Below are 24,782 nucleotides of genomic sequence, written 5' to 3'. Positions count from 1 at the left end.
GGTGATGAAACCACTATTCTTCATTTACGGTAGCATTATCCGGCTGGCCCCGTGCCCGTAGGACCGCTGCTGTCACCCCCGCAACGAAGCTCCAACGGCACCGGCCATTGGAGCTTTTCTATTTTTGCGCCCCCGCTAGTCCATCCCCCCAGCCATGTATCAGGAATATAAGACCCTCGACCTCCCCACTATCGACCGCGAAATCCTCGCCTTCTGGGCAGAGCAAGACATCTTCCGGCGCAGTGTCGACGAGCGGCCGGCTGATAACCCCTTCGTGTTCTACGAAGGTCCCCCCAGCGCCAACGGACAGCCGGGCATCCACCACGTTATGGCCCGCACCATCAAGGACATGTTCTGCCGCTTCCAGACCCTGAAGGGCAAGCGCGTAGAACGTAAGGGCGGCTGGGACACCCACGGCCTACCCATCGAGCTCAAGGTCGAATCCGAACTCGGCATCACCAAGGAGGACATCGGTACCAAGATCAGTGTAGACGACTACAACAAGGCCTGCCGCGAGACCGTCATGCGCTATAAGGACGTCTGGGACGACATCACCCGCAAGATGGGCTACTGGGTCGACCTGGAGAACCCCTACATCACCTACGAGCGGGAATACATGGAGTCCGTCTGGTGGCTCCTCAAGCAGATCTACGACAAAGACCTCATCTACAAGGGCTACACCGTCCAACCCTACAGCCCCGCCGCCGGCACCGGCCTGAGCACCCATGAGCTCAATATGCCCGGCGCCTACCAGGACGTAACCGATACCACCGTGGTGGCTATGTTTAAGGTGCAAGGGGTTAAGGGGTTAGGGAGTAAGGGGGTTAAGGAAGGGAAGGATAGGCTTGGGCCCTTATACCTTCTTGCTTGGACGACAACGCCGTGGACACTGCCCAGTAATACGGCCCTGACCGTCGGCCCGGACATCGATTACGTACGGGTGAAGACGATCAATCCCTACACCGAGGCGCCGATCGAGGTGGTGCTTGCCGAGGCGCTGGTAGAGAAGTGGTTCGGGGGGAACAACCAGCCGGTAGTGGTGGAGCAGAGCGAGTCCTTCAAGGGCACGGAGCTGATCGGACTTCGGTACGAGCAGCTGCTGCCGGGTGCGGTGCCTACGGATGGCGATGCCTTTCGGATCATTCCGGGCGACTTCGTGACCACCGACGCAGGTACTGGTATCGTACATACTGCTCCCAGCTTCGGAGCCGACGATATGATGGTCGGTAAGGCCAACGGCATCGGCTCGCTTACCCTGGTCGATAAGACGGGCAAGTTTACGGAGGACGCCGGTCCCTTCGCCGGCCGTTACGTCAAGGACTATAAGGACGAAGAGGGCTACTTCGACGTCAACATCGATATCGCGGTACACCTCAAGAAAGCCGGGCTGGCCTTTAACGTAGCCAAGTACAACCACAGCTACCCCCATTGCTGGCGGACGGACAAGCCCGTGCTCTACTACCCCCTCGACAGCTGGTTCATCAAGGCCAGCGCCGTCAAGGAGCGGATGCAGGAGCTCAACAAGACCATCAACTGGCAGCCCGCCAGTACCGGCGAGGGCCGCTTCGGCAAGTGGCTGGAGAACCTCCAGGACTGGAACCTCAGCCGCAGCCGCTACTGGGGCATCCCCCTGCCCATCTGGCGCAGCGAAGACGGTACGGAGGAAGTATGCATCGGCTCCATCGCCGAGCTGGAAGAGCTGGTTCGGACTGCCAACCAGGAACTCGGACTGGACCAGCAAGTCCCCCAGGATCTCCACCGCCCCTACATCGACGAGGTCGTACTCTGGCAGAACGGCAAGGAGCTGCGCCGCGAGCTCGATCTGATCGACGTCTGGTTCGACTCCGGTAGCATGCCCTACGCCCAGCTCCACTACCCCTTCGAGCAGCAGGAGGTGTTCGAGCGCTCCTTTCCCGCCGACTTCATCGCCGAGGGCGTAGATCAGACGCGGGGCTGGTTCTATACGCTGCACGCCATCGCTACGCTGGTCTTCGATTCGGTGGCCTACAAGAACGTAGTCTCTAACGGACTGGTCCTGGACAAGGAGGGCAAAAAGATGTCCAAGCGCCTGGGCAATGCCGTCGATCCCTTCACTACCATCGATACCTTCGGCGCAGACGCCACCCGCTGGTACATGATCGGCAACAGCGACCCCTGGGACAACCTCAAGTTCGACCTGGACGGCATTAAGGAAGTGCAGCGTCGCTTTTTCGGCACCCTGTACAATACCTACGGCTTCTTCGCGCTGTACGCTAACATCGATGATTACGATGCTACCCAGGACGAAGCCGTAGCCCCGGAAGAACTCGCCGAGATCGACCGCTGGGTCCTCAGTCGCCTTGAAAGCCTGACCCAGGAGGTAGACCGGCTATTCACCGCTTACGACGCCACCCCCGCCATCCGGGCCATCGACAGCTTTGTCAACGACGAGCTCAGCAACTGGTACGTCCGGCAGTGCCGCCGCCGGTTCTGGCGCGGGGAGATGACCACCGATAAGCGCGCCGCCTACCAGACCCTGCATACCTGCCTGTACCGCGTCAGCCAGCTGATGGCACCGGTAGCCCCCTTCTTCGCCGACTGGCTCTACCGCAACCTGACTGACGCGGCGGATAGCGTCCACCTGACCCTCCTCGCACCGGCCGACCCCGCCCGCATCGATCCCGACCTAGAGCAGCGTATGGGCTACGCACAGCGCATCTCCTCGCTGGTGCTGAGTCTGCGCAAGCGCGAACGGCTGCGCGTACGCCAACCCCTGCAGAAGATCCTCGTGCCCGCCCTGAGCGCGGAGTTCCAGCGGCAGGTGGCTGACGTAGCCCACATTATCCGTGCCGAGACCAATATCAAAGCGGTAGAGTTCCTGACCGACGACGACTTTCTGAAAAAGTCCGTGAAGGCCAACTTCAAGGTGCTGGGCAAGCGGCTCGGTAAGCAGATGAAGCTGGCCGCGAAGGCCATCGCCGGTATGAGCGGAAGCGATATCGCCCAACTGGAATCGACCGGCAGCTTCCAGCTCAACCTGGATGGCACACCCGTAGCCATCACTACGGAAGAAGTAGAGGTAGTCACTGAGGATATTCCAGGCTGGAAGGTCGCCACGGACGGCGACCTGACCGTCGCGCTCGACATCGACGTAAGTCCAGCGCTGGCCCGGGAGGGACTGGCTCGTGAACTGGTGAGCCGCATCCAGACCATGCGCAAGGAAGCCGGACTGGAAGTGACCGACCGCATCCGCATCGCGCTGTCCGCCCCGGAGGAGGTACAGCTAGCGGTACAGACCTACCGGGACTACCTGATGGAAGAGACCCTGGCCGATGACCTAGCTATTCGGGATACCGTGGAGGGAGATCTCCTGGAATTACCTCACGAGCAGCAGGCTACCGTGCGTATCATAAAGTCCTGATCGGACAATGGTCCTACTCGCCGGCTTCGAGAATCCGGGAGTCGATGACGAAGCGGAGGCCCAGGGGGATCTCCGCCGAAAAGCTCGCGCCCCTACCCTCCACTACGTCGAGGGTGAGGTGGGTATGCTTCCAGTAGTCGTACTGAAAGGTGGACATGTAGAACGGGCAGCCGTGCACCTCGCCCAGTAGCACGTCGTTGGTGTCGTCGAGGTACAGCTCGCCCTCCGGGAAGCACATGGGGGACGAACCGTCGCAGCAGCCCCCACTCTGGTGAAAGATGAGGGGGCCGTGCTCGGTGCGTAAGGTGTCTATGACCGCGCGGGCGGCATCGGTGATGTCTACTTTAGCCATCCTAAAAGAAGCCCAGCTTCTCCTTGCTGTAGTTGATAAGCATGTTCTTGGTCTGCCGGTAGTGGTCGAGCATCATCTTGTGATTTTCGCGGCCGATACCCGACTTCTTATACCCACCGAAGGGCGCGTGGGCGGGATAGTCGTGGTAGCAGTTGACCCAGACCCGGCCGGCCTTAATGGCCCGCGGGATGCGGTAGAGCTGGTGGGCGTCGCGCGTCCAGACGCCGGCACCGAGTCCGTAGAGCGTATCATTGGCGATCTCGATGGCCTCGGCTTCGTCCTTGAAGGTGGTCACGCAGAGCACCGGACCGAAGATCTCCTCCTGGAACACCCGCATCTTGTTGTTGCCCTCCAGTACGGTGGGCTGGATGTAGTAGCCTTCTCCGAGTCCGTCGACGAAGGCGGAGTCCCCCCCGGTGAGCACCTTACAGCCCTCATCCTTACCGATCTTGATGTACTTAAGGATCTTCTCGTACTGGTCGTTGCTGGCCTGGGCACCCATCATTGTGGTGGGGTCGAGGGGGTGGCCCATCTTGATGGCCTCCACCCGCTCGATGAAGCGCTCCATGAACTTGTCGTAGATCGACTCCTGCACCAGCAGTCGGCTCGGACAGGTACAGACCTCGCCCTGGTTGAGGGCAAACATGGCCGCACCCTCCAGACACTTATCGAAGAAGGCATCGTCGGCTTCCATGACCGATTCCATGAACACGTTGGGGCTCTTACCGCCCAGCTCCAGCGTCACGGGGATGATGTTCTTACTGGCGTACTGCATGATCAGCTGTCCGGTCGTGGTCTCTCCCGTAAAGGCGATCTTATTGATATCCGGGTGACTGGCCAGTGGCTTACCGGCCTCTACGCCGAAGCCGTTAATGATATTTAGCACGCCAGCCGGAAGGATGTCTTCGATGAGCTCCATGAAGAGCAGGATACCCACGGGGGTCTGCTCGGCGGGCTTGAGTACGACGCAGTTACCGGCTGCCAGGGCGGGGGCCAGCTTCCAGGCCGCCATTAGAATGGGGAAGTTCCAGGGGATGATCTGCCCTACGACGCCCAGGGGTTCCCAGACGTTCATCGATACGGTATCACTATTCAGCTCGGCTACCCCACCCTCTTCGGCGCGGATCACCCCGGCGAAGTAGCGGAAGTGGTCGACGGCCAGCGGCATATCGGCGGCGCGGGTTTCGCGCAGGGCCTTTCCATTGTCCCAGGTCTCGGCGCGGGCCAGCACCTCCAGGTTATCTTCCATCACCTGGGCGATCTTCAGCAGCATATTGCTGCGCTCGGTAGCCGAGGTGTTATTCCAATGGTCGGCGGCCTTGCGGGCGGCGGCCACGGCCTTATCCACATCCTCCTTGGTCGAGCGTGGGATGCGGGTGAAACTCTGTCCGTCTACGGGCGAAACGTTGTCGAAGTATTCTCCCTTCGTCGGCGCGGTCCACTCTCCGCCGATGTAGTTTTCGTACTGGTCTTTAAATCTTGGTTTGGCTAGGGTGTCGGTAGTGCGGGTGGCTGTTGTACTCATGATCGATGGTAGTAGTTAGTATAATTAGATGGGCGGGAACGCAGGTGCAATGTTGTAGCAACATCTAATTAGCCTACGATCCTGAAAACCTGACTAATCTACGTAAAACATCCGGTAAAACCAAAAATTATACGGTATAATATGACGATTCCGCATATACATATGGACATCCTACCAATCAATCCAACCAGACTGCCCGGTAAGCGGGCCACAGACTGAGGTTCTTCACCCGTTTACATTGGTCGAACAGCGCACACAGCGCCCGCGCCCCATCGCCGAAGTAGTCCAGTAGCACCTCCCGCTCCGCCAGTTGGCAGGCCTGCGCGAAGGACTTGACCGCGCTGGCGTGAAAAGTCTCACTGTCTACGCGCTGGGCGGCGATGTACTCGGTCATCAGTTCCGCCCGGTAGAAGTGCAGCTCGATCAAATCCTTGGGGTGAATAGACACGGCGGCAAACTGCTTGATGAGCTTCGTCGACACCGAGCGGCCGCGCTTACCACCCCCCCGGGTGGGGAAAAAGCCCTTGCGCATCCCAGCCTTATACTTATCGATCACCTTCTTCGGGTCCGTGAGCTCCATGACGTAATACTCCCGCAGCACGGGGAAGCGGGCGTAGAGCATCTTCAGCTCGGCCCGCAGTTCGTCCTCCTCCAGGTGATCTAGATACTTATTGAAGTCGCGTTTCATATTCCCCCGCAAGTACGCCAAAAATGCCGTCACAGCCACCAGCCCCGCCAAAGCCTCCCCGGGTCGAGGGCTTGCAGCCCGAGCGTCCGGGCCGTGGAGGCCTGGCACCTTTCCCGCAGTGCTGGTCGCGCTACAGACTCGGCGTGCAACGCCTCGACCTACTACCAGCCCAATCGCAGCCTCCCTAGGTCGAGGGCTTACAGCCCGAGTGTCCGGGCCGTAGAGGCCCGGCAACTGTGACGCCGTGCTGGTCGCCCCACCCGACTCGGCGTGCAACGCCTCGACCTACCACTAGCCCAATCGCAGCTTCCCCAGGTCGAGGGCTTACAGCCCGAGCGTCCGGGCCGTGGAGGCCCGGCAACTTTCCCGCAGTGCTGTTCATGCTACCGACTCGGCGTGCAACGCCTCGACCTATCTACCTCCAGCCCAGTCGAAGCCTCCCCGGGTCGAGGGCTTGCAGCCCGAGCGTCCGGGCCGTGGAGGCCCGGCAACTTTCCCGCAGCGCTGTTCACATTACCGCCTCGGCGTGCAACACCTCGACCTATCTACAGGTCGGCTGTAAGCCCTCGGCCGGGGCGTTGTGCGCACCCGCGTCCGCGCCCTACTTGGCGGCTTGGATCCAGCCGTCGACCTTGGTTTCGAGTACGGCCAGGGGCAGACAGCCGCCTTCCAGTACGAGGTCATGAAAGGCTTTGATGTCGAAGTCGTCACCGAGTTGCTCCTCGGCGCGAGCGCGCAGCTCCCGGATCTTGAGCTGGCCAACTTTGTAGCTCAGGGCCTGCCCCGGGATGGCCATATAGCGCTCGATCTCCGAGACGATGCTGGCTTCGCTTTCCGCCTCATTGTCCAGACTGTACTGGATGGCGCGCTCACGGCTCCAGCCCTTGCTGTGCAGGCCGGTATCGACAACCAGGCGGATGGCGCGGTGCATTTCGGCACTCAGCATACCGAAGTACTGATAAGGATCTTCGTAGAGCCCTAGCTCGCGGCCCAGGCTCTCGCAGTACAGGGCCCAGCCCTCGCCGTAGGCAGAGTACCAAAGGTTGCGGCGGAAGGCCGGCAGGTCCTCGTTCTCGAGCGTCAGGCTGATCTGGTAGTGGTGGCCGGGGATAGCTTCGTGGAGGAACAGATCCTCGTCGCTGAACACATTGTAGGCCTCCACGTCGGGGATGGGGACGTAAAAGATGCCCGGCCGGGTACCGTCCTGACTGCCCGGGTTGTACTCCGCCGAGGCGCTGGCTTCCCGGAAGGATTCGGTGCGCCGTACTTCGAAGGGGGTCCTGGGGACCTTGTTGAACAGGACCTCAAGCTGCGGCTGCATGCGGGTGTAAATCGATTCGAAGTTGGCAATCACTTCCTCTGGATCGGTGAAGGGCATCAGCTCCTGCCGGTTGCGCACGTGGTCGAAGAAGTCCTTGAGGTCCCCGTCGAAGCCTACCTCGGCCTTCACGCTTTCCATTTCGTTGCGCAGGCGGGCTACTTCGCGCAGACCCAGTTGGTGGATCTCGTCGGCCCCCATCTCCGTAGTGGTGTACAGCTTGATCAGGTAGTTGTAGTAGGCCGCACCGTCCGGAATGGCGTCAATGCCGGAACTGCTGCGGGCCTGCGGCAGGTACTCGTTGCGTACGTAGGCCGCCAGGTCGACGAACAGGGGGATGATGCGCTGGCCCACCATGCGCTTGTAGTCCTGGGTCAGGCGTTCCCGATCGTCCGCACCGAGACTATCCATCATGGCGACCGGGCTATAGAACAGGTGATCCTCCAGCGGCTCGTCGGCCAGACTTTCCAGCTGGGGCAGGAGCTTTTCGGCCAGGGGGCGGGGCAGCATATAACCCCGGGCCAGACCGCGCTGCATGTTGACCCTAGCGGTGTCCATCATTACGGCAAAGTCCTCCAGGCGGAGCAGCCAGTTCTCGTAATCCTCGACCGTGCGGAGGGGCTGGGCGCTCTGTCCGCTGGCGAGCTGTCCGATCATCAGGTGGGGGCTGTCGAACTGGTCCAGGGGCAGCAGTTCGGTGGCGAAGTCGGCCCCCTGCAGGGCGATGTTGAGGTCCCACTTCAGCACGTCGTAGCTGACCTGGTCGGTAGGGCTCAGGCTACTACGGTCGGTCCGTAGCAGCTTGGCGAGATAGTCCTGGTAGAAGGTCCGGCTTTCCTCCCGGTAGTCCTGCGACAGCATATTCGGCAGCCGGTCGTTGTAGCGGTCGTCGCCCAGGAAGGTGGCTTCGAGGGGATTGAGTTGCAGCCGGCCCTCCTGGTAGTCGGCCAGTAATTGCCGGAAGGTGGTGGTGGCATCATCGTCCGCTGCGGCCGCCGGGGACGGGTCGGTAGAATCGGACTGACAGCCCAGTAGAACAAGTGCAAGAAGGCAGAGAAGTACGCGCATCGGGTGGAAATTAGTGCTGCGAAGGTACGACAGGGCCGTACCGATCTACTGATACGAGATACCCACCACTTCCAGCTTGCGCACCTCGCTGCCCAGGCGGAAGTCGGCCACCTCGCCTACGTAGAGTCCGGTGACGGCCCGGGCGATGGGGGCGGTAAAGCTAATCTTGCGGGCCTTGACGTTGGCCTCGTCTACCCCTACGATCTGAAATTCCTGCAGCCGACCGGTAGCTACTTGCTTCAGCTTGACGTGGGCGCCGAAGCGGACCTCGTCCTGCGGTTGGTCACCGGGCCGTAGTACCCGGGCGGTGGCGATCCGCTGGGCCAGCAGGGCGAGCTTGCCGTCGATCACGGTAGCGGAGCGGCGGCGCTCCTCCTCATTGTCGGTGGGCAGGGCATCCTTTTCCGCCTCCAGCGCGGTGCGCTCCTGCTCCAGGGCCTGCAGACCGGCGGGGGTGACGTAGTTCGTCTCTCCCGGGGGCAGGGGCGAGCGGGGTGGAATAATGGGAAGTTCTTCCTGATCTGATTCTTTGACGAAGCCGCGTGACATAGTGTTGGGTTTAATTTTACCAACCAGTGAGGCGGGGGTGTAGTTTGTTTCGCGTGCCCGGGCCGTATCATTGCCCCCGTGCGTTCCTTCCTGACATACTGGTCCTTTCGTCTGACGGCCGCGCTGCGCTGGTACGCCGCGGCGTGCACCCGCTACGACGTGCACTCCCCTCACCTGAGCGCCTTCGTGCGTGAGGTATACGCCGATGACCGCAGGTACCACGCATTCGATCTGGTGCGGTCGCTGCGCAGGTACTGGAGCAAGCGGCGGGAGCAGATATCCCTGCAGTCACTCGGAGCCGCCAGCCGCACTACCCACCGTAGTCAGCGCACCGCCGCCAGTCTGGTCCGTACAAACGCCATCGGGGCGCGCTCCGGTCACCTGTTGTTCCGCCTGGCGCTGTGGCTACGACCGGAGCGGATCGTCGAGTTTGGTACCAACGCCGGCATCTCCACCGTCTACCTCCACGCGGCCGATACGCGAACACCACTCTATACCATCGAAGGCAACGCACAGGTAGCCGCACTCGCTACGGAGACACTGCGTAAGGCCGGCGCTACTGCGGCCATCCGTCCCAGCGTAAGCACCTTCGCCGACTGGCTGGCGCGGCACGGCGACCTGCCAACCGCCCGCCTGCTGGCCTTTATCGATGGGGATCACCGCTACCAGCCGACGCTAGACTACGTAGACTGCTTACTGCGACAGGCCACGGAAGAAAGTGTGATCGTGGTGGCAGACATCCACTGGTCCGCCGGTATGGAGCGTGCCTGGCGCGAGTTGGTGCAGCACGAGCGGGTAACTGCTTCGGTAGACACCTACCACTTCGGCATCCTCTTTTTGCGGCCGGAGCTGAATGGGCCACACCTTTCGCTCATTCCTACCCGGTTCAAGCCGTGGCGGGTGGGATTTTTTTAGAATTAACCGGGTACGAGTCTATAAGTCGTCTATGTCACCGGACCGCCGTTCGATCCGCTCTACCAGGCGCAGGATGATGTCGATGCCCGGCGCGTTCACGCCCAGGTCGTTGCGCAGGCGCAGGGCCCGTTCGATGCGGGGCACCTGGTGCTCGGGGATGAGCAGGATCTCGCTGTTCTGTTGCTGCACTTCGAAGATGCCGTGGTCCAGCAGCTCCTCGATGATGACAGTTTCGCACTGGTGGAAGGCGCAAAATTGCTGTACGGTGATGTAGGCTACTCCAGGCTTCATGGCGGGATATTTTTCGGCTAGCGGCCGGCCAGTTTCGTGAAGGCTTCTTTTTCATTAGCGCTTAGCGCCTCGGGAAGTTTAACCGTGAGATCCAGGTAAAGATCGCCGTGGCCGCCCTGCTTGTACTTCGGCAGGCCCTTGCCCTTCAAGCGTACCCGTTTTCCGTTGGCGGTAGCTTCGGCTACGGGTAGGTTGACCGCTCCGGTAGGCGTGTCTACGGTGATCTTTCCGCCCAGTAGCATGGTGTAGAGATCTACCTCCTGCGTCCGGTAGAGATCGGCACCCTCGCGCCGGTAGTCGGAGGGGGTATCGACCCGGAAGGTGATGTAGAGGTCGCCGGCGGGTCCGCCGCCGGCCCCGGGGTTACCCTGGCCGCGTAGCCGCAGCGTCTGCCCATCGGCGACGCCGGCGGGGATGGTGACGCGGAGTTGCTTACCCCCTACGGTGAGCACCTGCTTGTTGTCTTCCAGGATATCGGTCATGGCTACGCGCAGCTCGGCTTCGATGTCGCGTCCACGGAAGGCTCGTCTGCCCCCGCCGCCGCCACCGAAATTCGCACCTGCGGCCCCGCCGAACATATCGCGGAAGAAGTCGGAGAAGTCCGCCCCGCCGCCGCCCGGGCCGCCGCTTGAGTAGGTGTACTGTCCGCCGAAGGGGTTACCACCGCCCTGCTGCTGCCGCGCCTGCTCGTAGGCTTCGGCGTGCTCCCAGTCCTTGCCGTACTTATCGTACTTCTTGCGCTTGTCGGGGTCGGACAGCACGGCGTACGCTTCGTTGATGGCCTTGAACTTCTGCTCCGCGTCCTTATCGTCGGGGGCCACGTCGGGGTGGTACTTACGGGCCAGTTTGCGGAACGCCTTTTTGAGCTGCTTATCGTCGGCGGACTTATCGACGCCGAGGGTCTTGTAGTAGTCGATGAATTTTGCCATGGCGGGGGGGAGGGGGGTGTCCTGATTATTCGCCGCCGGTCTTGTGGAGGCTCGGTACCGTCAGTGCAATGATCGTGCCGACGGCCGTACCCACCAGTACGTCGGTGAAAAAATGGCGGCCGGCCTTCATGCGTCCGTAGCTGACCGCGGCCGGCAGCAGGGCCGCCCCGAGCCAGACGTACGGTCGGGCGTTGCTGTTGGGGTACAGATCGTTGTAGAGCTTGGCACTCGTGAAGGCAAAGTAGGCCGTGGTAGCGCTGTGCCCACTAAAGAAGGAGTAGCGGCTCGATTTCTTGAGCTTGGTATCGAGTGGGGCATCCGAATTATAGGTATAGGGGCGGGGGCGCCGGACCAGCACTTTTGTCAGGTTGATGAGTCCGGAGTTGATCATGGCCCCCTGGAAGACGATCAGGGCCATGCGGTCGAAGTTTTGTCGGCCGGGCCGGTCGAGCAGCAGGAAGAAGGGACTGGCGAAGCTGGCCAGCAGCAGCTTATCGGTGAACTCGTCGGCGCTCAGCGACAGGTTGCGCAGGCTAAAACGGTCGATGGCCGGGATGCGGTCGATCTCCAGGATGGCGACGTCGTCTTCCGTGAGCGGGCTTACCCGCCGGTCGAGCATGATGGAGGTCGTCGTCAGTGCCCCACCCAGACCGAGCAGGATCGCATTAGTCGCATTGCTGGGGTCGTAGGGCTGGACCGTGAGGCCCTGGGCGGGCAGCAGGGCGGAAAACAGGAATGAAAAAACAAGCGTAAGCAGGGTAAGCAGACGGTACATAGAGGGGCCTTGTAGCTAGCACAACCGCCGGCTCCCGCCTTTGTGCTAATGCAGGTTCAATTCGCTACGCAGGGGGGCATCCTTGCGCGCATTGAGCTGCCAGTAGGCCTGTTTGGTCTGTGCTTCCAGCGTAGCGGTGGTGGTGAGCAGTTCGCCGCGGCTGGGGTAGGTCTCGGTCCAGCCCCGGATGATGTAGGGGGCGGCCGCGTCAAAGGTCACGGTAAACTGCCGCTGCAGCTCCGGATAATCGAGGGTGTAAGAGCGTGTCCCGTCCTGAAGATCATCCGTGCTGGCCTGCGCTGCGTACGCTCGGTAGGGCTGATGGGTCATCAGCAGGTAGCCGGTAGGTGGGATCACCCGAAAGGTGCCGGTCGGCAGGTCGCCGCCAATGCGGATACGGTTGAACACCTCATCTTCCAGGAAGTCGGACGTCAGCAGTTCATCTACGTCGCCCTCCCGTTCGAAGTAGCTACGCAGTTGCATAGCGTAGTGTTCTTCCCCGCGGTAATTGAGCTGGGTGAAGCTCTGTCCGCACCAGTCCTGGCTACTGGTGGTCACCTTAAGGGTACGGGGCTGGGTGGTACCGTCGGTGGGGGTGAAAACGGAGCTCATGACCGAGTAGTCGTACAAGCCGGTGGTAAAGCGACGGATGAGATTGGTCTTCAGTACCGGGGTGCTATTGGGGTTTTCGTAGGCATCGTTCTTGACCTGCTCGTCGGTCAGGAAGTCTTCGGTGACCTGGATCAGCACGGCCTGTCCGTCGCGCAACTCCCCGTAGCGTGCCTGCTGCAGGCGGTAGGTGCTCAATTCGGCCTTGCCCTCGTACCAGTAGGCGGGTAGTTCGCCGCCGAACAGCGTGTAGGGCGTAGCTACCGAAGTGGGGGGGACCAGGGCGGGTGACGCGACGCGGCCAGGGGTACTACACGCGGCGAGACACAGACTCAGTAGGGCGATCAAGATTCTCATCCCACAAAGGTAGCCGACCGGCACGTGGGGGGTAGAAACTACACGTCCCGGCCACCCGCAAGGGGGAGGACGGGACGTGGTTGTTACAAAACGACTACCTTAGCGGCGATAGTTTACTAATGCACTCATTGTACTTGTGGCTCCGTCTTCGGGCGGAGCCCAAGCTTTTGTAAACGAATCCCCCCAGCGTTACACCGGTATGCGGACCCCTTCTCTAATTGTTCTTGCCCTTTCGTTGTTCATTAGTACGACAACTTTCGGTCAGGAACGATCGCGGCAGGAACGCGCCATCATTGCCTTCGATGCCGGGGTGCAGCACATTCTCGACGGCAAGCTCAAGCGGGCCGGTAAATCGCTCCAGCAGGCCGTCGACCTGGACTCCACCTTCCTACCCGCCCGGCGAATGCTGGGACTGGCTCACGACCTGCAGGACGACTACCCAGCCGCCCTGACCGCCTACGAGGGCGTACTTCGGCACGACCCCCACTTCTCCCGTCTGCTGTACTATCAGACCGGCGAGGTGTACCTGCGCAGCGGTCAGCCCCGGACGGCCCTCACGTACTTTTTTGACTTCCGCGACCGGCAGGCTGACCCCCTGGGCCGCTATGGTCTCATGGGTGAGCGGGAGCAATCGGTCGAGCAGCAGATCGTAAAGCACGACCTGGCGCAGCGCATCCTTTCGGCCCAGCTATCGGCCGACAGCAGCAATTACGTCAATGCCTCCGGCCTGTACAACCTGGGTAGCCCCATCAATACGGTGCAGAACGACTACTTCCCCTTCTTCAGCAACGACCAGGACTACCTATTATATACCCGCCAGGGTGCCTACGGCGATGAGGACCTGATCGAGGGCCGACGCCGCCGTCCGGAACGGGGCTACTCCATTTCCCGCTTCGGCAGTTTCAATACCAGCCAGCCCGAGGGCATGTGCACCCTGGAACGGGACGGCGAGACCATCTTCTTCACCATGTGCCACGACGAGCCCGAGGCCAGCGGCTGCGACATCCACCGTGGCATACTGACCAATGGGAAGATCGAACAGGTCAAAAAGCTACCCAACTACCTCAACTCCAGCACCTGGGATTCCCAGGCCGCCATCAGTTGCGACGGACAGCAGCTCTTCTTTGCCAGTACCCGCCCCGGCGGTATCGGGGGGAGTGACCTTTACTTCTGTACCCGCGAGCCGGATGGCAACTGGTCGGAGCCCCGCAACCTGGGTGCGGCCATCAACACCCCCGAAGATGAGGAGGCCCCCTTTCTCAGCAACGACTCCGAAACCCTTTACTTCTCGAGTATGGGCCACGCGGGCATGGGCGACCAGGACATCTTCTTCAGCCGGCTCGATCGCAGTACCGGACGGTGGGCTAAGGCCATCAATATCGGTCCGCCCATCAACAGTCCCGCCCGCGAGCTGGGCTTCCACCTTACGGCCGGGGGCCGGCAGGGCTACTTTGCCAGCGACCGGCCCGGCGGGGAGGGCGGACTGGATATCTACGGCTTTACGCTGGACGATAAACTCACCGGCAAGGACGTTACCTACGTCAGTGGCTACGTCACCGATAGCCTGACCGGCGCCCCGATAGTGGATCAGCGCATACCGGTCACCGGCTCTACGGGGGTGTACAAAACCAACTACGCTGGCCGCTTCTTCATCTGCGCCCCACCCGATCAGGCCCTGCCCCTTACGGTCGACCACGCCGACTACCTGCCGTACCGCAGAAGTTTCGATATCCCGCGCTGGGACAATCTGGCTCCCTACCGGATCGACCTGCGCCTACAGCAGCAGCTTGCACCTGCGGCCGCGCCCCCTACCCCGGCAGTGGATACCGTGGCGAGTGTCGCAGTGGAGCAGAGCACCGAGGTCTACTTTGCCTTCGAGAGCGCCCAGATCGGGCGGGAGCAGCGCGAGGCAATAGACGCGCTGGTGGCCGGTGCGGGCGGTGTGGCAGCGATCGACCGCGTCGTGTTGCTGGGGTATACCGATCAGGTGGGTACGGAAGCCTATAACCTGGAGCTCAGCCGGCGGCGGGCGCAGGCCGTAGGTACCTACCTGCAGCAGCTGGGCGTAGCGGCCACGGCGATCACCGTGACGGGCCGCGGCAAGCTGGAAGGGGAAATGGCCAGGAAGCTCAAGCGACGCGTCGAGGTGGTGATTGGTCTGCGGTAAGTCCGAACCTTTAGCGGGTGACGGTGTGTTTGGTAGCTACACTTCAGCCCGGTGGTGGCGCGTTTGATCTGCGCGTTTTCGCCTACTCAATCTCACGTAATTATGCGCCTACTACCCATCCTGTTCTTTCTGCTCTGCTCCGTCGCCGCCACCGCGCAGGACGATGCGGGCCCCAAGCCCTCCTACTGTGAGGAAGCCCCCGGCACTTACGGCACGCCCGGTGGTGACAATGCCCCTTCGCTACCCAAGTTTGCCACCACACCCACCAAAGAGTATAAGGTACAGGTAGCCATCCTGCGCTTCACCGACCCCGCGGAGTACCCCTTCCATCCCAGCCTCGTAGCGCGCTTTCGCCCCTGTGAGCAAGTATGGGTCGTAGAGAGCCGGCAGAGCTTCTCGGACCGTGCCGAAGCGGTAGCCCTGCAGGACACCCTCAAGGCCGCCGGCTACGGCGGGAGCTACATCACCGACCTGGTCGCTTACCAGTAGTCGGTTCACCCCTTCCCTTTTCCACTATGCGCTACTTCCTGATCTCCAGCCTTGCCCTACTCCTAGCCTGCGGTACACCCACTGCGGTACCTACGGAGAGCTTCGGCGCACGCTTTGAAGCGCAGGACGTACTACCGTCGACCGACCTGCTCACTACCTACAGCGAGCAGCAACTGGCGGACACCGTGCGCACCACCCTGCGGGCTACGATCAACGAGGTCTGTCAGGCTAAGGGCTGCTGGATGACGGTAGCTGCCGGTGAGGCGGAGGAGATGATGGTGAAGTTTCGCGACTACGGCTTCTTCGTACCCATGGACATCAGCGAGCGGGAAGTAATTCTGCACGGGGTGGCGTACTACCAGGTGACCTCTGTAGAGGAGCTGCGCCACTACGCCGAGGATGCCGGACAGTCGGAAGAAGACATCGCGCGCATCACTACCCCCAAACGGGAGTTGCGCTTCGTGGCAGACGGCGTGCAGCTACTCTAGTACGTACGAACAGCCTGGATACAGAAAGCCCGGACCGATTGGTCCGGGCTTTTTTAGTGTCGCTTTCTCAAAACACGGCAAATGGCGTAACTAATGACTGTATTTAGTCATAAGGTGGGATATAGTACGCCGCGTACGCAGGTGCTGTGCTGCAAATAGCTACAAATCAGTTACTTACATTTTTGGCACGGCCTTTGCTATGTCTTGACGAGTACATGTGGCAGTCGCCGCAGCTATGAGTAACACAGTAACTATCGCACGATGACCAACCAAGAGTTCACCCAGGAGATTAACAAACTTGAAAATTTGCTTTTCTCCTTCGCACTTCGCCTGACCCGCAATCATCAGGATGCGCAGGACCTCATGCAGGAAACCAGCATGCGGGCCTACCGCCACCGCGATAAGTACACCATGGGTACCAACTTCAAAAGCTGGGTATCGACCATCATGCGTAACACCTACATCAACCGTTACCGCAAAGAAAAAAGCCGCAAGCACGTGAATCAGCCCATCGAGACCTTCACCTTCGCACTGGAAAACACCAGCGCCATCCCCAATCAGGGGGAGCACGATATGCGGCTCAAGGAGCTCAATCGCATGATGAGCACCATCGGTGAGATCTACAGCGTACCCTTCCTGATGTTCTACCGCGGCTACGAGTACAAAGAGATCGCCGCCCACCTCAACATCCCCATCGGCACCGTAAAGAGCCGCATCTTTTTGGCCCGCCAGAAGATGAAGGGAATGATCGGCTCCCGCAGCTAGTCCACCCGGCCCTAACCACAAGACAAGCAGGCGCTTATCGTGCGCCAACGATCCGACGGATCGATACGAATATGTTTAGTTTATTTTTCTGAGAGACGACGTTTAAGTAGTATTTATCATAACGAACACTAGATCCTTTGTGAATTCTGGAATATAAAATGCACTTGACTTTAAGTTGAACATTATCCTTTCCAAGCAAACCCAGCAATTTTATCTATCCAGCATATTTGTGGGCCTCAACCACCCACCACATATTACCTTTTATTTAGCCGGCCTCGTGCCGGCTTTTTTTTTGCCCCGCCCCTTCCACTCGTACCTTTAGCAGTATGGACGACGCGTTTATCCGCCACCTCTACCGGGAGCACCACCAGGTCAACCGGCTCCCCTCTCCCCACCTGATCGCCGACTGGCTCGACGGTATCCTCCAGTTTCTCTTTCCGGAGATGAGCGAGCTACGGTTTGCTACCGAACGGGCCTTCCGCCTCCACTACCGCACCAACGACCTCAAGCTCTACACCATTCTGGATGCCCTGAGTGACCAGGCGGTGCCACCAGCGGATACCGTGCGCAACGCCTTCGAAGCCCGCTTGCCCCACATTCACGCCACCCTGATCGAGGATGCCGAGGCGATCCTGTCCGGCGATCCCGCCGCCGTAAGCCGGGTCGAAGTCATTACGACCTATCCGGGCTTCTACGCCCTGGCGGTACACCGTATCGCGCACTACCTGCACGAGCTCGGTGTAGGCCTGCTGGCCAGGATGCTCTCCGAGATCGCCCACAGTAAGACGGGTATCGAAATCCACCCCGCCGCTCAGATCGGCCGGCGCTTCTGTATCGATCACGGTACGGGCGTGGTGATCGGTGAGACGGTCCACATCGGTGACGACGTGAAGATGTATCAGGGCGTCACCCTCGGAGCCCTCAGCGTGAAGAAGGAGATGGCCCGCACCAAGCGCCACCCCACGATCGAGGACCGCGTGGTCATCTATGCCGGCGCGACGATACTCGGCGGCGATACGGTCATCGGTGCGGACAGCATTATCGGCGGCAATACCTGGATCGTGAAGAGCGTAGCGGTCGGCAGTCGTATCTACTACGACTGGCGGGTGCCGGAACAGCCTACGAAATAAGCCGTACTTTAGCGGCTTTATCGCGTGCGTGGGCCAGTCAACCGGGGCTTACGCCTAGACAAGCCCCCATGGAACCCACCCCAGACCAGACCCCCGAAGAGGAGGTCGTATACTTTGACGAACTCGATCTCGTCGACGAACTCCTCGATGCCCTTGACGATATGGGCTTCGATAAGTGTACCCCCATCCAGGCCCAGGCCATCCCCCCCTCCCTCAAGGGCCGAGACGTACTGGCCGTAGCCCAGACCGGCACCGGTAAGACGGCCGCCTTCCTGCTCCCCATCCTCGACAAGCTCACGCGCAACCCCACCAAGATGGTCAACACCATCATCCTGGAACCCACCCGCGAACTAGCCCAGCAGGTAGACCGGCAACTCGAAGGCTTCAGCTTCTACACCCCGGCCTCCTCCATTGCGATCTACGGTGGCCGTGACGGTCACAGCATGGCCCGGGAGTCCAAGGCACTCAAAACCGGTGCCCCCCTGGTAGTAGCTACCCCCGGCCGGCTCATCGCCCACCTCGACCTCGGCTATGCAGACCTGAGCGGCGTGCGCCACCTGGTACTCGACGAGGCCGACCGTATGCTCGACATGGGCTTCGTCAACGACATGATCAAGATCATCGACATGCTCGATAAGGACAAGCTCCAGATCCTGTTCTACTCGGCTACCATGCCCAACAAGATCCGCAAGTTCAGTAAGGATATTCTCCGTGATCCCGTAGAGATCAGTATCGCCATCTCCAAGCCCGCCGAAAAGATCGACCAGCAGGCCTACGATGTTGCCGACTGGGCCAAGATCAGTCTCATCGAGCACATCCTGAAGGACAAGACCCAGCGCATGGAGCGCATCCTCATCTTCTGCGGCCGTAAAAAGACGGTCCGTGACCTCACCCGCCGCCTACAGCGCCGCAACAAGAAGGTCTTCGACGTTTCCTCCGACCTGGAGCAGGACGAGCGCGAACAGCGTCTGCTCGACTTCCGCTCCGGCAAGATCCAGGTGGTCGTGGCTACGGACGTCCTCAGCCGCGGCATCCACATCAACGGCATCGATCTGGTCATCAATTTCGACGTACCCGGTGACGCGGAGGATTACGTACACCGCATCGGCCGTACCGCGCGCGCCAGCGCCGAGGGCGAGGCCATCACCCTGATCAGTCGCGAAGACCGGCAGCGCTTCAAGCGCATCGAAGAACTGGTGGATATGAAGGTCCGCCGTATCCCCCTACCCGACGAGCTCGGCGACGCCAAGCCCGGCAGCGGCGATGATCGCGGCGGCAGCAAGGGCGGACGCGGCCGCAGCGGCGGCGGCGGACGGAGCAGTAACCGTGGCGGTGGCGGCGGACGCAATAAGGGGCGCGGTCGCGGGTCCAGTGCAAAGTCAGAGGGCAGTGGTGGTGACGGAGGTAATTCCCCGGCATCCGATGGAGCACCCAAAAAGTTCGGACGGCGCAAACCGCGGCAGGATTGAACGCCTGCCAGGTAGCCGCGCTACTTTTCCTCCAGGTAGCTCATCTCCATGTCCTGAGCCCCCTTGGCAACGCTTACTGACTCAATCACCTCTTCTAAGCGCTTGCGGAAGTCCTGCTTCCAACTACCGAGCGCTTCCTCGTCAGCGGCCATGCTTGATTCCAGAGCCTCGGCATTTGGTCCGAATTCTGCAATTACAATGCGGTTGCTGGCTCCGCCGGCGCGGTAGGTGTACAGTTGGTAGGGTGTTTTACTACCCATTTCCATGTCTTTGGCCGCTCGTTCTTCAGCCAGCTCCATCATTTCTTCCATTTTTCCGGGCTTTACCTCTAGCTCGGTAAGTACCAGATAATCCCGCGGCAGGTCCGCCTGGTCGCCGGACGGCTGATAGCTCATCTCGTGGTGGTACTTCATAATATTCATCTCGCTGTATACGCCATCTACCTTCTCCCGGGCACGTTTGTAGGCCTCCTGCCGGTCCGGCTCGATTTGGTAACTACGGCGACGCAGTTTATCATAGACCTCGTCCATCCCGGAAAAGCCCTCGATGGGGGCCATGGCAATCGCCTGACCGTTGTCTAGTACGTAGCTATGCCAGTAGAGGTCTGCCTTACCGGCACGGAGTCCCGCGTTACTGATCTTAATGGCGTTGCGGTAGTCGTCCATCTCGGTAGCACTGACATAATTACGTTGTACTACTAACATGGTAGCCTGGTACTTATCGTGGTCCGAATTGCTCATCTCGGGCAGGTATTCCACGACGGTTTTTCCGGTTTCTTCGACCATTTGGCTCACATCGTTTTGCCACTGCTTGGTCGTTTCGTCGGCAAGCCCCTCCTGCATACTACGGCGACGGGCCAGGTCAGCGGCGCTATTGGCTGCGATCTCTACCTGAAAGCTGCGGCTGTCTCCGCCGAGATCGGGTACGAAAAACGAGATATTACTCGGGCTATCGCGCTCTTCCATCAGGCTGACCCATTCACGCGCCTTTGTCCGTAGATCCATCCAGCTCACGCCGGGCTTCAGCCGGTAGGTAGTTACTTCCAGGTACGGAGCAATACCTTCTATCTTTTCATCGCCCTCGGGTTGGTAGCTTAGCTCGGCGATCTCCTTCATGATCAGGTTGCGTTGTTCTTTGACCACCTTAGGCCAGACGGCCTGATCGTAGATCTTGGCTCGGGCTACGGTGTCTATCTGGCTATTGTAGGCGTAACTGAAATCATAGTCAAGTCGCTCCACGTCCGCGTAGTCTGCGACAGGAATATAGACTTCGTAATCTCCATCGTCCCGGCGGAACCAGTGGATATCGCGGTTGATGCCGTTTGCTACGTAGGCCTCGGTCATCTTGGTGACCATATCCTTAAAGGTGGATTCCTGACCGGATTGGAGGGTAAAGCGATCTACCGTAAACAGCTGATCTTTCTCCTGACCGGAGAGCGTAGTGGTACATAGACTGCACAGAAGTAGTACGGCGCAAATGAGTTGATTGATCGGTTTCATCAATTGTTCGGGTTGGAGCGGCACACCCAGCTGGATGCGGTCCGCTAGTGAATGAATGGGGCGGTTCGATCGCGGGGCTTTCCTTCCCCTGACGATATCCCAAACGTACCGGCAACCGGCCGTTAGACCAGCCTTGCTTTTCCGAACGTGGCGCTTTACTTTCCGAGTGAAGCCCCGTGAGACCGACGCCGGCTACAGTTCCCGGAACATGATGTAGGTATCCACCAGTCCCCGTTGGGCATGCCGGAAGCCATTGGGGGTAGTTCCGATGATCCGGAAGCCGCAGTTCTTCCACAACTTCACCGCTCCGACATTTGAGCTCACCACGATGTTGAACTGTATTCCGAGGTACCCACTGCGCCTGGCGAAGTCGATGGAATGCTCACAGAGCTGCCGTCCGGTCCCCCGTCCCTGCTTCTCCGGATCGACCATATAGCTGCAATTCGCAATATGGTCTCCCAGGCCGGGTTGGTTGGGTTTGATGATGTAGGAGCCTATTACTTCGCCCGCGTCCTCCGCTACGAAGGTGTTCACCGTATCCGCAAACCAGTATGCCCGGAATTCAGCTTCCGGGGTTTGTGGGGAGAAGGTATACGTGTCTCCCGTTTGGATCACCGCGCTAAATATGTTCCAGACTGCCAGTAGGTCTACTGCTTCAGCTGCTCGTATGGTCATGGATGCTTGTCTGTATGATACTATGGGCCCCGTTAGCCAAAGGTGATGCGGGAACTACAGCCGGCTTGAGTCAACGTGGTAGCGTACTCTAAGCACTGCGTTCGATTACTAGTCTAAACATACGTTCGCTCTAATGTGCGACAACTTTTTGGGTAGTACTGTGGAACGAAGATTTAGCCCCATTAACTAGCGTACCTTTAAATACGAGACGCCTGACCTACACTTGGCTTTTCTAGATTTAAGTGAGAGCACCTAAGACAATACACCGTACATGATTGAACTGAAGTCGAATAAGCTAAACGTTTCCGCCGAATTGGACGTGTTTATGGACAGGCCAGGCATACTACTGATTTACAGGTCCAACGCTCAGTTATGGATAAGGGCGCTAGACTATACACTTGCCCCTAAGTTAGCCAGACTACTACTCACGGGACGGGATTTGATGGTAGCAAAGAGGACGCGCGGTATAGAAGGGAATACGTCTGCATACAGCACCGTTTTCAAACGAGGATTCGACGCCGCGGCCGGCAAGTATCGCGTCATCAACTACGCGACGAAGTTCTTACTTTTCCGCTCCACCGGTGAAAGCATTGCACTGGATCGGGAGGTATTCTGGCAGAACATCTCCGGCTACCACGAGCACCTACCCATCGACTTGCAGCGAGACGATATTACCAAACGAACGAAGTGGCTGGCCGAACGGATCAATGCCTTTAATCCGCAGTCCGTACTGGAGCTAGGTTGTGGAAGCGGACGAAACCTGTATTTCATCCAGCAGGAAAACCCTGACTGTGCGCTCTTCGGCGTAGAGATCAATGCTGACGCCATTCGCACTGCGGAGGAAAAGCTGGGCAGTACGTTCAGACTCCTATCGAATAGCATCTACGCGCTAGAAGATATCGCCTCGAACTCCATAGATGTTGTCTTCACATCGGGCGCACTGATGCATATTGCCAGCGATAAGTTAGCCTACATCAAAGGACACATCGAACGGATAGCGAAGAAAGCCATCCTCCACTATGAGTTACACGGTCCGGAACACATCTTCGACTTCCATAGGTACCCGCGTGACTACAGGCAGATGTACCATGAAGTACCGGACGCTCATTATGAGGTGTTTGACGAAACAGACTTCAGAAACGCGGGGACAGAATCGTTCCACCATGCGCTGTTGGTGGTTGAGCGTTAGGGCTGGTCGTTGGTCTGGTGGTCAGTAACCTACCATACCCTAAACCGTACGGCCCCTTCCCTGACCCGTTCGAACGGCCCCGGAAGCGGCGCGATCGAGTCTCTAGTAGTTCCCTGGTAGTCCACATCGAATACATACGGCTTACCGTCGGGCCGCTCGAATATCGCTTCCGAGATGATCGTAGTCCCGAGTCGGTCGCTCGAAACCGGTTGAGTGACTACGTCAGATAAGGCGGCGTCCCAGGTCATGCGCAGAAATACGCTATCACCGTCCTCTTCCAATTGTACGATGGGTCTGAAGTTGGGTACCTGGGTAGGCTCTAGCTCGCCGGTGGCCGGCTTAGCGTTGTTGTAGTACACGTTGCCGGCGGCTACATTTTCGAATTCGGCGATCTCGTATCCGTCCAATCCGTAGAAGGTGGTGACGTTTTCCTCCGTGGTGTGGGATATGGAGTCAGGCCGGACGAAGATGTTATTGAAAAATCGATTGTCACCCAGGTTGATATTCCGCAGTCCCGACACCCTCGTCGAGTGCGGCTTATGGTACGGGGAGGAGCGATCCAGCACCTTACCGATCTCGACCCTGCCCAAAAAGAGGTTATGCACGAAGGCGCCCCCTTCAGACCAGTCGCGCAGCGAGGTTTCCGACAGACAGATATTGTTATCCATCAGGCAGGGCCCGTGGTTCATCTCGGTAAAGAGGTCCTGAATGGTATTGTCGTACAGTAAGTTGGCGGTGATCCGGGTACCCTGCGCCATCCAGTCGACCCAGATGCCCCGGCCGGCATTGTGCACCCGGTTGTTCCGGATCAGCATGTCGATGGCCGCATGAATCTTTATACCGGCCAGTTCCGCACCCTGGAAGGTTCGCTTCGTCCAGATATCGTAAATATGGTTGTCGTAGATCTCGCTGAACACCCCGCCTAGGCTACCTACGATACCGGCCTGTTCGCAGTCGAAGATCACGTTGTTTCTCACGATGTGGGAGCCGATGTTCTCCCTGGACCACCCACCGTCCAGCGCACGGAAGATCACTTCATTGTAGTGCGTCGCCCCATCCTTGACGGGATTTTCGGACCAAACGTTCTGCCCCGTGGCCCGGTCCTTACCGAGGGTTATACCCACTGCCTTCGAATTACTGACGGTATTGTCCTCGATGATCCAGCCCTTGCTCCAGTGAGTGCCGATGAGTCCGATCTGCTCGGCGGTAGGGGCGGCCCACTGCGTGGCTGCCTGAGTCATGGTAAAGCCGCGGACGGTTATGTAATCGACCCCTGGTCTACTGGGGTAAAAGCAAGTCGGTCTGACGCTGATCTCCACCACTTCTTCCGTGGGATCGAACTCCTGAAAATTGGCGTAGATGGTTAGGTGGTCTATGCCTACTTCCGCGTACCAGGTATAAACCGATGCATCTACGTTCCGCGCATCCAGATACGGTTCGGACGCCATGACGTCCCGCAGCGACGATTTCTCAAACAATGACTCCCCGTTTAAAAATACCTCACCGGTGTGGTGCGCCATGCCCTTGCGGTCCAGCCAGTCGCCGGTGAGCAAGTCCTGGTATGGGTTGTAGTCCTGGAATAGTTCGAGGGGGACCACGGCCTTCCACACGCTTCCTTCCACCTGCTGCCACGCTGCGACGACCTCCGATCCATTGATGGTCACCGCCTCCCCCGGAGCGGCCCGGTAGAGGATTCGCTTCAGGTCGTTCGACCCGCCCATTGCTGGGTCTATCCGTTCGCGGTATGTGCCTGCGTGTACGGTGATGGTGTCTCCCGGCTGAGCTATTTGGGCTGCGGCCGAGATGGTCCGAAGGGGTGTGGAGGAGTACCCCTCGTGGCTATCATTGCCGTAGATCGCGACGTGATACTCGCGCGGCTGCGCATGGGCCGTAACGGTAGCCGCCAGTACTGCAATTGATGTAAAGGTCCACCACGCTATCACCTTGAAGGGACTTCTACTTAAAGCCGACCAGCCAAAAGTGGGGGTTGATAATTTCATGTCGAATCGTACTACGTTAGTTGATACTTGCGGCGAGTCAAGATGCGTAAAAACTGCCGTAGTCATGTCCCTGTCCGCTGGGGGAGCAGACGCGCACTATCCGGGGGGCGGGGCCGCGGGTGCAGTTCCCGCCCG

Annotated in this window: 21 protein-coding genes; 9 read left to right on the top strand and 12 right to left on the bottom strand. The window is 59.5% G+C overall.

Annotation, left to right across the window (positions count from 1 at the left end):
• Window positions 1-154 precede the first annotated feature (154 nt).
• Window positions 155-3,400 carry an isoleucine--tRNA ligase gene (gene ileS, locus MJQ68_RS13140; protein ID WP_238751580.1) on the top strand — a complete coding sequence of 1,082 codons (3,246 nt, stop codon included), beginning with the start codon at window positions 155-157 and terminating at the stop codon, window positions 3,398-3,400.
• 13 nt (window positions 3,401-3,413) lie between these two features.
• On the opposite strand, the gene MJQ68_RS13135 is transcribed toward ileS, so the two are convergent.
• From MJQ68_RS13135 to MJQ68_RS13115, 5 genes are all read right to left on the bottom strand, one after another.
• Window positions 3,414-3,752 carry a DUF779 domain-containing protein gene (locus tag MJQ68_RS13135; RefSeq protein ID WP_238751579.1) on the bottom strand — a complete coding sequence of 113 codons (339 nt, stop codon included), beginning with the start codon at window positions 3,750-3,752 and terminating at the stop codon, window positions 3,414-3,416.
• A 1-nt stretch (window position 3,753) separates the two neighbouring features.
• Window positions 3,754-5,277, bottom strand: coding sequence for an aldehyde dehydrogenase family protein (locus MJQ68_RS13130; protein ID WP_238751578.1), 1,524 nt, complete (start codon window positions 5,275-5,277; stop codon window positions 3,754-3,756).
• A gap of 178 nt (window positions 5,278-5,455) precedes the next feature.
• Complete coding sequence (locus tag MJQ68_RS13125) at window positions 5,456-5,965, bottom strand: DUF6155 family protein (RefSeq protein WP_238751577.1); 510 nt, start codon at window positions 5,963-5,965, stop codon at window positions 5,456-5,458.
• Between the two features lie 601 nt (window positions 5,966-6,566).
• Complete coding sequence (locus tag MJQ68_RS13120) at window positions 6,567-8,351, bottom strand: DUF885 domain-containing protein (protein ID WP_238751576.1); 1,785 nt, start codon at window positions 8,349-8,351, stop codon at window positions 6,567-6,569.
• Between the two features lie 45 nt (window positions 8,352-8,396).
• On the bottom strand, window positions 8,397-8,900 hold the full coding sequence (locus MJQ68_RS13115) for a GreA/GreB family elongation factor (RefSeq protein WP_238751575.1): 504 nt from the start codon (window positions 8,898-8,900) through the stop codon (window positions 8,397-8,399).
• 78 nt (window positions 8,901-8,978) lie between these two features.
• Here MJQ68_RS13115 and MJQ68_RS13110 point away from each other — a divergent pair, with 78 nt between their 5' ends.
• Window positions 8,979-9,815, top strand: a complete 837-nt coding sequence (locus MJQ68_RS13110) for an O-methyltransferase (protein WP_238751574.1) — start codon at window positions 8,979-8,981, stop codon at window positions 9,813-9,815.
• 18 nt (window positions 9,816-9,833) lie between these two features.
• Here MJQ68_RS13110 and MJQ68_RS13105 read toward each other — a convergent pair whose 3' ends face one another.
• Genes MJQ68_RS13105 through MJQ68_RS13090 form a run of 4 tightly spaced genes read right to left on the bottom strand, consistent with a single transcriptional unit; the run spans window position 9,834 to window position 12,776 of the window.
• A complete protein-coding gene (locus MJQ68_RS13105; RefSeq protein WP_238751573.1) occupies window positions 9,834-10,106 on the bottom strand; it encodes a chaperone modulator CbpM in 273 nt (90 codons plus the stop codon).
• 17 nt (window positions 10,107-10,123) lie between these two features.
• Window positions 10,124-11,035 (bottom strand): DnaJ C-terminal domain-containing protein, encoded by a 912-nt coding sequence (locus tag MJQ68_RS13100; protein WP_238751572.1) that lies wholly within the window; start codon window positions 11,033-11,035, stop codon window positions 10,124-10,126.
• 25 nt (window positions 11,036-11,060) lie between these two features.
• Window positions 11,061-11,810: a phosphatase PAP2 family protein gene (locus tag MJQ68_RS13095; protein WP_238751571.1), complete on the bottom strand. Its 750-nt coding sequence runs from the start codon at window positions 11,808-11,810 to the stop codon at window positions 11,061-11,063.
• 45 nt (window positions 11,811-11,855) lie between these two features.
• Entirely contained in the window at window positions 11,856-12,776 is a 921-nt protein-coding gene (locus MJQ68_RS13090) for a hypothetical protein (protein WP_238751570.1), read from the bottom strand.
• Window positions 12,777-13,011: 235 nt separating this feature from the next.
• Between MJQ68_RS13090 and MJQ68_RS13085 the strand changes: the two genes are divergently transcribed.
• The 6 genes from MJQ68_RS13085 (at window position 13,012) to MJQ68_RS13060 (ending at window position 19,284) form a co-directional block, all read left to right on the top strand.
• Entirely contained in the window at window positions 13,012-14,943 is a 1,932-nt protein-coding gene (locus MJQ68_RS13085; protein WP_238751569.1) for an OmpA family protein, read from the top strand.
• 102 nt (window positions 14,944-15,045) lie between these two features.
• A complete protein-coding gene (locus MJQ68_RS13080; protein WP_238751568.1) occupies window positions 15,046-15,432 on the top strand; it encodes a hypothetical protein in 387 nt (128 codons plus the stop codon).
• Window positions 15,433-15,458: 26 nt separating this feature from the next.
• The gene (locus MJQ68_RS13075; protein ID WP_238751567.1) at window positions 15,459-15,920 is read left to right on the top strand and encodes a DUF4920 domain-containing protein; all 462 of its coding nucleotides are present in this window, start codon (window positions 15,459-15,461) and stop codon (window positions 15,918-15,920) included.
• 261 nt (window positions 15,921-16,181) lie between these two features.
• Window positions 16,182-16,685: an RNA polymerase sigma factor gene (locus MJQ68_RS13070; protein WP_238751566.1), complete on the top strand. Its 504-nt coding sequence runs from the start codon at window positions 16,182-16,184 to the stop codon at window positions 16,683-16,685.
• Between the two features lie 326 nt (window positions 16,686-17,011).
• Window positions 17,012-17,815: a serine O-acetyltransferase EpsC gene (epsC, locus tag MJQ68_RS13065; protein ID WP_238751565.1), complete on the top strand. Its 804-nt coding sequence runs from the start codon at window positions 17,012-17,014 to the stop codon at window positions 17,813-17,815.
• A 68-nt stretch (window positions 17,816-17,883) separates the two neighbouring features.
• Window positions 17,884-19,284, top strand: coding sequence for a DEAD/DEAH box helicase (locus MJQ68_RS13060; RefSeq protein ID WP_238751564.1), 1,401 nt, complete (start codon window positions 17,884-17,886; stop codon window positions 19,282-19,284).
• Between the two features lie 20 nt (window positions 19,285-19,304).
• Here MJQ68_RS13060 and MJQ68_RS13055 read toward each other — a convergent pair whose 3' ends face one another.
• Both MJQ68_RS13055 and MJQ68_RS13050 read right to left on the bottom strand, forming a co-directional pair.
• On the bottom strand, window positions 19,305-20,783 hold the full coding sequence (locus MJQ68_RS13055) for a hypothetical protein (RefSeq protein ID WP_238751563.1): 1,479 nt from the start codon (window positions 20,781-20,783) through the stop codon (window positions 19,305-19,307).
• A 192-nt stretch (window positions 20,784-20,975) separates the two neighbouring features.
• Complete coding sequence (locus MJQ68_RS13050) at window positions 20,976-21,458, bottom strand: GNAT family N-acetyltransferase (protein WP_238751562.1); 483 nt, start codon at window positions 21,456-21,458, stop codon at window positions 20,976-20,978.
• 442 nt (window positions 21,459-21,900) lie between these two features.
• Here MJQ68_RS13050 and MJQ68_RS13045 point away from each other — a divergent pair, with 442 nt between their 5' ends.
• Window positions 21,901-22,647 carry a class I SAM-dependent methyltransferase gene (locus tag MJQ68_RS13045; RefSeq protein ID WP_238751561.1) on the top strand — a complete coding sequence of 249 codons (747 nt, stop codon included), beginning with the start codon at window positions 21,901-21,903 and terminating at the stop codon, window positions 22,645-22,647.
• A 29-nt stretch (window positions 22,648-22,676) separates the two neighbouring features.
• On the opposite strand, the gene MJQ68_RS13040 is transcribed toward MJQ68_RS13045, so the two are convergent.
• Window positions 22,677-24,647 (bottom strand): right-handed parallel beta-helix repeat-containing protein, encoded by a 1,971-nt coding sequence (locus MJQ68_RS13040; RefSeq protein ID WP_238751560.1) that lies wholly within the window; start codon window positions 24,645-24,647, stop codon window positions 22,677-22,679.
• Window positions 24,648-24,782: the final 135 nt, after the last annotated feature.

It is taken from the genome of Neolewinella maritima, from assembly GCF_923081025.1.
Lineage (GTDB): Bacteria > Bacteroidota > Bacteroidia > Chitinophagales > Saprospiraceae > Neolewinella > Neolewinella maritima.
This window is presented reverse-complemented; position numbering and strand designations above follow the sequence as displayed.

Coding starts and splice junctions, on each gene's coding strand:
- MJQ68_RS13125 (WP_238751577.1), bottom strand. CDS start 5,965: ATGAAACGCGACTTCAATAAGTATCTAGATCACCTGGAGGAGGACGAA.
- MJQ68_RS13105 (WP_238751573.1), bottom strand. CDS start 10,106: ATGAAGCCTGGAGTAGCCTACATCACCGTACAGCAATTTTGCGCCTTC.
- MJQ68_RS13130 (WP_238751578.1), bottom strand. CDS start 5,277: ATGAGTACAACAGCCACCCGCACTACCGACACCCTAGCCAAACCAAGA.
- epsC (WP_238751565.1), top strand. CDS start 17,012: ATGGACGACGCGTTTATCCGCCACCTCTACCGGGAGCACCACCAGGTC.
- MJQ68_RS13075 (WP_238751567.1), top strand. CDS start 15,459: ATGCGCTACTTCCTGATCTCCAGCCTTGCCCTACTCCTAGCCTGCGGT.
- MJQ68_RS13070 (WP_238751566.1), top strand. CDS start 16,182: ATGACCAACCAAGAGTTCACCCAGGAGATTAACAAACTTGAAAATTTG.
- MJQ68_RS13135 (WP_238751579.1), bottom strand. CDS start 3,752: ATGGCTAAAGTAGACATCACCGATGCCGCCCGCGCGGTCATAGACACC.
- MJQ68_RS13040 (WP_238751560.1), bottom strand. CDS start 24,647: ATGAAATTATCAACCCCCACTTTTGGCTGGTCGGCTTTAAGTAGAAGT.
- MJQ68_RS13055 (WP_238751563.1), bottom strand. CDS start 20,783: ATGAAACCGATCAATCAACTCATTTGCGCCGTACTACTTCTGTGCAGT.
- MJQ68_RS13045 (WP_238751561.1), top strand. CDS start 21,901: ATGGTAGCAAAGAGGACGCGCGGTATAGAAGGGAATACGTCTGCATAC.
- MJQ68_RS13120 (WP_238751576.1), bottom strand. CDS start 8,351: ATGCGCGTACTTCTCTGCCTTCTTGCACTTGTTCTACTGGGCTGTCAG.
- MJQ68_RS13080 (WP_238751568.1), top strand. CDS start 15,046: ATGCGCCTACTACCCATCCTGTTCTTTCTGCTCTGCTCCGTCGCCGCC.
- MJQ68_RS13060 (WP_238751564.1), top strand. CDS start 17,884: ATGGAACCCACCCCAGACCAGACCCCCGAAGAGGAGGTCGTATACTTT.
- MJQ68_RS13050 (WP_238751562.1), bottom strand. CDS start 21,458: ATGACCATACGAGCAGCTGAAGCAGTAGACCTACTGGCAGTCTGGAAC.
- MJQ68_RS13095 (WP_238751571.1), bottom strand. CDS start 11,810: ATGTACCGTCTGCTTACCCTGCTTACGCTTGTTTTTTCATTCCTGTTT.
- MJQ68_RS13090 (WP_238751570.1), bottom strand. CDS start 12,776: ATGAGAATCTTGATCGCCCTACTGAGTCTGTGTCTCGCCGCGTGTAGT.
- MJQ68_RS13100 (WP_238751572.1), bottom strand. CDS start 11,035: ATGGCAAAATTCATCGACTACTACAAGACCCTCGGCGTCGATAAGTCC.
- ileS (WP_238751580.1), top strand. CDS start 155: ATGTATCAGGAATATAAGACCCTCGACCTCCCCACTATCGACCGCGAA.
- MJQ68_RS13115 (WP_238751575.1), bottom strand. CDS start 8,900: ATGTCACGCGGCTTCGTCAAAGAATCAGATCAGGAAGAACTTCCCATT.